Here is a 6,735-nt window from a genome sequence, read left to right on the forward strand (position 1 = left end):
CTTATGTCCCAGCCTCTTTGTTTACTTAAAAGTCAAAGTTGTCTGGATCTGGACCTACTCGGTGATTTTGGTTTAGTGCATCAATTTGTTTCATTTCGTCAGACGTTAGCTCGAAATCAAAAATATCAGCATTTTGGATAATACGGTGCTCTTTTGTTGATTTTGGAATCGTGATAACACCGTTTTGAACATCCCAGCGCAAGATTACTTGAGCCGTAGATTTATTGTGCTTAGAAGCAATCGCAGACAGTACATCGTTATCAAGCAGTTCGCCCTGCATAAGCGGAGACCAAGCTTCTAGCTGAATGTTTTGCTGTTCACAATAAGCACGAAGCTCTTTTTGCGTTAAGCGCGGATGATATTCGACTTGGTTGATGACTGGCTTCACCTCAGCATCTTGTAGTAAATCTTCTAAATGATGAATTTGGAAGTTGCTTACGCCAATTGCTTTTACCTTGCCGTCTTTATAAAGCGTTTCTAACGCACGCCATGCGTCCTTATATTTTCTTTCAACTGGCCAATGAATAAGGTAAAGATCTAAATAGTCTAATCCAAGCTTTTGAAGACTAGTTTCGTAGGCTTTAAGCGTTTCTTCATACCCTAAATCACTATTCCATACTTTTGACGTTACGAATAGCTCTTCACGTGAAAGACCCGTCTCTTGTAGACCTTGTCGAATTCCTTCACCAACGCCTTCTTCGTTTTCGTAGATGGCTGCTGTGTCAATACTGAGGTAGCCGTTTTTAATCGCAACTTTTACAGCTTCAACTAACTCAGGTCCTTCTTCCACTTTAAATACGCCTAAACCAAACCCGGGCATCTTTACGCCGTTATTTAATGTTACTGTATCTTGTAAATGCGTAATCATGTTATCAACCTCCAATAGTAAGTACATGACTTATAATAAGAGAGAGTTAATAAAATGAAAAGTAAGCACTTTAAAGTGATATAGGTACTTCAAAGTGCCTATAGAGCTTATGAATAGACATGTACGTGCTCTTTAATAAAGTCTCTTAAGCTGTCAATCTCAAGCAATTCTTCTTTATAAAGCCGACCAAGATTCGTTAACTCTTCAATTTGCTTACTAGACACACGTTCGTAGTAAGCGTGCTGATGTGGCTTTTCTTGTGCAATTAGGTCATGCGACACGTAGCCTCTTGCATCCAAATATTGATGATTTGGTAACACGCAGTATGCATGAATAAGCACCACTCTTGGTGCGCTTTCATCTTTAAACTTAAAGTCTGAATTCCACATAAACTCTATAGGATAGCCAAGCTCTTGGTGTAAGGCAATCGCAAATAGGTGAGGGCGAGTAGTTATGTAGTCGAAAAGTTGAAAAGATGTATTTAGAATAGTTGTTTTTAACTGAAGTGTTGTTTCAAAGTGAGACACGCTGCATTACCTACCTTTTCTAGCAATATACCAGTATATTGTAATTTTTTCTTCCTTTTTTCTAGTTTAACTTATTTGACCAATTTAGTGTAAAATGATACCTGGAAGTATAGGGGTATTTTAACAATTTTCTCCTGATCAGAAAAGGAGAAACAGAAGGATAAACGAATATTGAATAGTATTCTTGGCTATCTTGTAAAGAACAGAAAATGGAGGTGAAGCGGTTGGAGCGAATCATTTATCATATGGAAGTAGATGGGCACCTGCTTGAGTATTCAGTTGTTGGAACAGGAACTCCGATCTTACTATTTCACGGGGGGCACTCGAACTGCCGAGAAGAGTTAGGGTATGAACGTCTTGTAAAAAGCGGGTTTTCAATCATAACACCGTCAAGACCAGGATACGGAGCTACTTCAAAAGAACTTGGCGAAACATTCGAACTAGCTTCTCGTTGCTATGCGAAGATGTTAGATCAGTTAGACATTAAAAAAGTACATATCATTGCAGTCTCAGCGGGAGGTCCGAGCGGAATTAGCTTTGCGTCAATGTATCCAAACCGTACAAATAGCTTAATTCTACAAAGTGCCGTCACAAAAGAATGGCTGTCTAAAAAAAGTCTCAATTATAAGGTAGCGAAATTTGCATTTCATCCGCTTACTGAAAAGTGGACGTGGAAGCTCGTGGCTCGTCTGTCAAACCGCAACGTACAGTTTATGTTTAAGCAGTTTGTTCCATCTTTTAGTAAACTTCCGGCAGAAGAAGTCATGAAACAAATGAAAGATTCAGACCTGGAAGCATTTCAGCGTATGAATAATCGCTATCGTTCAGGAAAAGGGTTCTTGTTGGATTTAGAGCATACGTCCAAGCAATTTCATCATTTGCTGACAGCGATTCAAAGTCCAACCCTTATTCTTCACAGCCTTAACGATCAAGCCGTCTCACTTGAGCATGCACATCATGCAAAAAAATCAATTCCAACATCAACTCTTTGTCTCCTTGATAATTGGGGACACTTGCTGTGGATTGGAAAAGACGCAGGAGATATTCATAATCAAGTTGAAGCATTTATTAAAAAGCACGACCTTGTGAACGGGCACGTTACTTTATAATATGGGGAGAAAATGCATGACCAAAACAATTGATTTACAAATAGTAGATAACGTAGATAACTATATACAAAATTTGTCACAGCTTTTAATGACTTGCGTGGACGGAGGGTCATCAATTGGCTTTTTGCCACCTTGGTTGACTCGCGAATAAACATTACTTGATTGGCTTGGAGCGCATGCCAAACCTTTTTATTGGTCGATACGTCATAGGTGCTTTGAAGCTCAAGAAACTCGTGTTTTTCCAGGTAGTTTGGAAGGTACTTATTGTTTTTTCCTAAACTAAACGTAAATCCACGCTCAGTACCAATTCGCCAGGACATCATGCACAGAAGTTCTGTTCTCGCTTGAATAGTCAGATGATCTACTGCATATAAAAATTCATTGCGGCAAAGGCCTTTGACAACGTACGTACAAACCCACCAAAATTCGTTGCAACAGTCTAGAAAGTTAGCTTCGGTTGGCATTTGAAGATGATACTGTTTATCGCTTAGAAGTTGTGGTGCCCTAAATAAATCATCTTTATCTAGCAATATGGTTGAAATACCTTCATCACCACGGTTCCAGTCTTCTTTAAGTGAAAGCGGACAAAGAGTTAAATCAATTCGCGTATAGCCTTGAAACAGCATGAGAAATTTAGAAGAAAAGCCGTCGGGAAAATGTTGATCAAAGAAGCAGAAAGGTGGGCGAAGAGTCAAGGCTGCATGGCAATTGGATTAAACAGCGGCAACCGAGATGAGCGGCTGGCTGCGCATCTTTTTTATCAAAAAATGGGCTACCAGCCGAAAAGCACTGGGTTTATAAAAGAGATACGTTAAAACTTAAAGGAGCTACTGTGGCAGCGTGCTTTCAACTCTGAAAGAAAAAGATCACGCTTAGCCGGTGAGATTTTTACGCTTCCTAAAAGAGAAGATGTATAAAAGATTTCAATAGCATCCTTTGAAGCGAGAACTTTATATCCCGTAAAAACATTACGAGTTGGGGCTACTTTTGTGATTTCTTCATATGGAATACGAATCTTCAATACGCCCCCTTTAACAATAAGATAATCAGAGTGAAGTTCATACGTCGCAAAAAAACTAGACCATACCATGACGCCTCCACAAGCTAAAAATAATGCAATAGAAATAATAATATCAAGCAGAGTTGTTTCACTGTCTAAAAAAAGAGGAAGAAAAAATACTACGCCAAGGGTTGCTAAAGAAGTGGTTATTACCATACCAAAAAAGCGGTCGATATGAGAGCGGAATTTCAAGAAAGCACCTCCGTTCATTTTTTGAAAACGAGTTAGTACTAGTTTATACGCTTAATGTAAGGAATTGGTTTCGCTTTTTACTAATGCGAAGTGAAAAAATAGATTTAGTATATTAGCTAAGAAAGGAAGAAACACATGAACATACCTACATTGGATACGAAGCGGCTCACTCTCCGTGAGTCAAAAGAAAGTGATGCCGTTCATATGCTAAGGTATTTATCTGACCCTGTAGTAATGAAGCATATGGGGTTAGAGCCTTTTCAAACGATTGATGATGTGAAAAGCGAGCTCAGCTGGTACAGAAATATAGTAAATGAAGGTACCGGGATGAGATGGGGCATTACATTAAAAGAAGAAGGCGTCATAATTGGAAGCTGTGGTTTTTTAGATTATGAATCTAGTCATGAAAGAGCGTCAGTTGGATACGAGCTTCATCAGGAATACTGGAGGCAAGGCATTGCAGCTGAAGCTATGAAAGCAGTCATCGAGTATGGATTTTCAAACTGGAAGCTACATCGCATCCAAGCCCTAATTGAACCAGAAAACATATCATCGCAGAAGCTTGTTGAAAAGCTTGGATTTCATCAAGAAGGATTGCTGAGAGAGTATGAGCGCACGTGCGGGAAATTTGATGATTTGTATATGTACAGCTTACTAAAAAGGGAATGGAAAGAAAGAAGAGCCGACTAATGAGCGGCTTTTTTATTTATGATTCTTTATACCTATTATTTTGGCGGATTTAAGGGAAGGTTGTCTTACTGTGGAAAAAAGAGAAAAATTTCCTATTTCTCTAATCAAAAGCAACTTTTAAACTATAAATATTGGAAAAAGTGGTAAAGAGGTGAACCTCATGGGATTTGAACAAATGCTTCAAAGTTTTTCAAGCACAATCTCAGGAAACGTTGCGGATGCTGAAGAGAAAATTCAGCGTTTAAAAACCGCAAAAACAGAGATTGAAAACGAAAAGAAACGGTCATTAGTAGAAATAAAAGAAGTAAAGGAACCAGACTTAGGAGATCATTGGAAAGGTGATATATCCACAAACTTTGATGACAACAGAAAGCAAGCATACAACGAAATCAACGATATTATCACGAACGATTATGACGACTATATAAATGCGATTAACCATAAAATCACGTGGTACGAGGCTCAAAAAGGCTTTTATAGCGGTGTTAGCTACCTTGTAAACGAAGCGGAATCTCTTTTAAATAAAGGGGAAGATGCAGTCGCAGATTTAGAGAATAAAATTAGTGAGATTAGGAGAAAGCTATAATGACATCAATCAAGCTCAACTATGAAGACGTCATGCAAAAGCTTGAAGACGTCGAAGCAGCCATTCAAAAATTATCGCTCCCAGGAAACTCCGATGTCGGGGATAACAACCTTTCAACCACAAACGAGTGGAAGTCACAGGAAGAAGAGCTGGGAAAGCTTTTAAAAACGTACATCACAGCCTTAGAAAAAAGCGTACAGGACACGAAAGCTAACGTGAAATTATTAAAAGAACAAGACGAAGCCATTGTGCGTTCATAATGAAAAAGGGTGAATCAAATGGGGAAAATATACGATGCAAAGGGCATTTCAACCTTTTCCAAAGAACGAGAAAAAGCGTATAAAAATCTTGAAGACCAGCTGCAGACCCTCCACAAAGCGCTAGCTGCCGTGTCTAAGCTGGATGATAGCCTTCAAGGAAAAGGTGCCGACAACATTAAGAAGTTCTATGAATACCAAGTTGATAACGCAAAGTGTTGGATTGATTTAGTCCAAATGACCAAGTCATATTTCTCAGCGCTGTACGTAAAAGCAGAAGACGCGAACCTAGCAGGAAACACGGTAGTTGACCTATCGTTTTTAGAGCATGATCTTAAACAGTCCGTAAGCCAAGCGAAAGAACTCGTTGCTCAGCAGCGAGAAGATCTTCAAACGATTTTGCATAAAGTGGCCGACTTAGTCTCACTGTCTGCGTTTTCTGCCGAAGATTTTAACGATTCAATCGATAAAGCAGAAAAAAAGCGAGATGAAACGGTTGAAGCAGTTGAAAAATTGGATGCAGAGTGGTTAGAAGGTTATAGGCAAATGGAATCAAATTATTTGCTGACACAAGCTGCAACCAACAGCTTACACGGAGCTACGACGCAAGGCGGGCAGGCGTATCCAGTTTTATTTGATCAAAAAGCGTATCATGCAAGCGAGTTGTATAAAGTTCAAAAAGAAGCAAGCGAGTACGCAACGAACTACGTGACGTATCATGAAGAAATGAAAAATGTTCACGAGCTGAAAAAAGAAGCGGAGCGCCAAGCGGTTGAAGAAGCTAATAAAAAGTGGTATGAAAAAACGTGGGATACGGTTTCAACCTTTACAGGAGAGGTAACAGGATATTATGATTATAAACGAGCAGCCGAAGGCGTAGATCCCGTTACGGGACGTGAGCTTTCAACATCGGAACGCGTAGCGGCAGGTGCAATGGCAGCGGCTGGATTCATTCCCGTTGTCGGCTGGGCAGGTCGCGCAGCTAAAGGCGGAAAAGCCATCTATGTTACCGCCAAAGGTGTCAACGCTGCTGATCACGCGCTTGATGCGTACAAAACGTCCAAATCGTTTAAAGCGCTCGAACAAGCAGAAAAAGGTCTCTACGGCCTAGTCGCCGCAAACGGCATGTACGAATTCACAACGGGAAAAGACATGTTCGGCAATGCGATCTCCGAAGAACAGCGCCAAAACAGCCTATTCCAATCGCTCGGCATTGCAGGCGCAGGTGCCCTATCGACGCGCTACGCAGCCAATATGGGTCAAGCCGTGGTGACAAAAGAAACCGGAAAGCTCACGCAAATGCGCAATACGCTTCGCACAAGTGCGGTTGCCAACGTCACCAAACAAGCGTACCAAAGCGTCAAAACTGCACCGGCATCGTGGACACTGTCATTACATAAAACGTATACGAGTATTTTAGACAGCACCATGCCAAGGCTCATGCCC

10 protein-coding genes are annotated in these 6,735 nt (G+C 40.4%); 6 read left to right on the forward strand and 4 right to left on the reverse strand.

What is annotated here, in order from left to right; translation table 11 throughout:
- Positions 1 to 25: 25 nt before the first annotated feature.
- Positions 26 to 868, reverse strand: a complete 843-nt coding sequence (pgoN, locus tag BFL01S_RS18260; RefSeq protein WP_061786564.1) for a glyoxal/methylglyoxal reductase — start codon at positions 866 to 868, stop codon at positions 26 to 28.
- Between the two features lie 107 nt (positions 869 to 975).
- Positions 976 to 1,395 (reverse strand): hypothetical protein, encoded by a 420-nt coding sequence (locus BFL01S_RS18265; RefSeq protein WP_061786565.1) that lies wholly within the window; start codon positions 1,393 to 1,395, stop codon positions 976 to 978.
- Positions 1,396 to 1,619: 224 nt separating this feature from the next.
- Between BFL01S_RS18265 and BFL01S_RS18270 the strand changes: the two genes are divergently transcribed.
- Positions 1,620 to 2,504 carry an alpha/beta fold hydrolase gene (locus tag BFL01S_RS18270; protein WP_061786566.1) on the forward strand — a complete coding sequence of 295 codons (885 nt, stop codon included), beginning with the start codon at positions 1,620 to 1,622 and terminating at the stop codon, positions 2,502 to 2,504.
- Here BFL01S_RS18270 and BFL01S_RS20195 read toward each other — a convergent pair.
- Entirely contained in the window at positions 2,447 to 3,130 is a 684-nt protein-coding gene (locus tag BFL01S_RS20195; RefSeq protein ID WP_082802784.1) for an aminoglycoside 6-adenylyltransferase, read from the reverse strand. The genes BFL01S_RS18270 and BFL01S_RS20195 overlap by 58 nt on opposite strands.
- On the opposite strand from BFL01S_RS20195, the gene BFL01S_RS18275 reads away from it, so the two are divergent.
- A complete protein-coding gene (locus BFL01S_RS18275) occupies positions 3,119 to 3,319 on the forward strand; it encodes a GNAT family N-acetyltransferase (RefSeq protein WP_061786567.1) in 201 nt (66 codons plus the stop codon). The two genes, BFL01S_RS20195 and BFL01S_RS18275, sit on opposite strands and share 12 nt — an antisense overlap.
- Here the strand turns inward: BFL01S_RS18275 and BFL01S_RS18280 are convergent.
- Positions 3,316 to 3,756, reverse strand: coding sequence for a PH domain-containing protein (locus BFL01S_RS18280; protein ID WP_025907988.1), 441 nt, complete (start codon positions 3,754 to 3,756; stop codon positions 3,316 to 3,318). The two genes, BFL01S_RS18275 and BFL01S_RS18280, sit on opposite strands and share 4 nt — an antisense overlap.
- A 135-nt stretch (positions 3,757 to 3,891) precedes the next feature.
- On the opposite strand from BFL01S_RS18280, the gene BFL01S_RS18285 reads away from it, so the two are divergent.
- The 4 genes from BFL01S_RS18285 to BFL01S_RS18300 form a co-directional block, all read left to right on the forward strand.
- Positions 3,892 to 4,446, forward strand: coding sequence for a GNAT family N-acetyltransferase (locus BFL01S_RS18285; RefSeq protein WP_061786568.1), 555 nt, complete (start codon positions 3,892 to 3,894; stop codon positions 4,444 to 4,446).
- Between the two features lie 160 nt (positions 4,447 to 4,606).
- Positions 4,607 to 5,032, forward strand: coding sequence for a YwqH-like family protein (locus BFL01S_RS18290; protein ID WP_061786569.1), 426 nt, complete (start codon positions 4,607 to 4,609; stop codon positions 5,030 to 5,032).
- Entirely contained in the window at positions 5,032 to 5,292 is a 261-nt protein-coding gene (locus BFL01S_RS18295) for a DUF5344 family protein (RefSeq protein WP_061786570.1), read from the forward strand. Before BFL01S_RS18290 ends, BFL01S_RS18295 begins: the two co-directional genes overlap by 1 nt.
- Positions 5,293 to 5,310: 18 nt before the next feature.
- Positions 5,311 to 6,735 (forward strand): T7SS effector LXG polymorphic toxin (locus tag BFL01S_RS18300; protein WP_061786571.1); only part of this gene is annotated, 1,425 nt, incomplete at its 3' end.

The sequence above is a fragment of the Priestia flexa NBRC 15715 genome (genome assembly GCF_001591565.1).
Classification (GTDB): Bacteria; Bacillota; Bacilli; order Bacillales; family Bacillaceae_H; genus Priestia; species Priestia flexa.

What these genes read in the sequence shown, in the direction of transcription:
- pgoN (WP_061786564.1), bottom strand. Translation starts at nt 868, where the DNA reads ATGATTACGCATTTACAAGATACAGTAACATTAAATAACGGCGTAAAG.
- BFL01S_RS18290 (WP_061786569.1), top strand. Translation starts at nt 4,607, where the DNA reads ATGGGATTTGAACAAATGCTTCAAAGTTTTTCAAGCACAATCTCAGGA.
- BFL01S_RS18295 (WP_061786570.1), top strand. Translation starts at nt 5,032, where the DNA reads ATGACATCAATCAAGCTCAACTATGAAGACGTCATGCAAAAGCTTGAA.
- BFL01S_RS18285 (WP_061786568.1), top strand. Translation starts at nt 3,892, where the DNA reads ATGAACATACCTACATTGGATACGAAGCGGCTCACTCTCCGTGAGTCA.
- BFL01S_RS20195 (WP_082802784.1), bottom strand. Translation starts at nt 3,130, where the DNA reads ATGCTGTTTCAAGGCTATACGCGAATTGATTTAACTCTTTGTCCGCTT.